This is a genomic window from Flagellimonas hadalis, assembly GCF_007785775.2.
GTDB lineage: Bacteria > Bacteroidota > Bacteroidia > Flavobacteriales > Flavobacteriaceae > Flagellimonas > Flagellimonas hadalis.
Genome location: NZ_VNIK02000050.1, coordinates 1 through 404 on the forward strand (window position 1 = coordinate 1; position 404 = coordinate 404).

1 pseudogene is annotated in these 404 nt (G+C 43.8%); it reads right to left on the bottom strand.

Going from position 1 to position 404, the window contains the following annotated elements:
- A pseudogene (locus FOT42_RS17960) lies at positions 1-404 on the bottom strand (heavy metal translocating P-type ATPase); the annotation flags it as partial.

Genomic DNA, 404 nt, shown 5'->3' on the forward strand with positions numbered 1-404 from the left:
ACCGAAGAAATAGGGATTTCCCTTTCCTCCCCATCTGCTATCACCTTTAAGGTCTTGGGCTGCAACCCTATCAATTTCTTTATGGCGGAGGATGTATTTGATTTCGCCTTTTCTTCCAATAATTTCCCCAATGAAATAAAGGTGATGATCACTGTGGCCGCCTCATAATATACATGGGGTTCCATGCCTTTACTGAGCCAAAATTCAGGAAAAAAGGTATTGAATGCACTGAACAAAAAGGCAATGCCCGTACTGAGTGCGACCAAGGTATCCATATTGGCCTTACCAAATCTGGCCTGTTTAAAGGCATTTATGAAAAAGCTTCGGCCAAACCAGAACAGGATAGGAACGGCAAGTACCAACGAAATCCACCTACCCGGGACCCAATCCATAAAAAACATCCC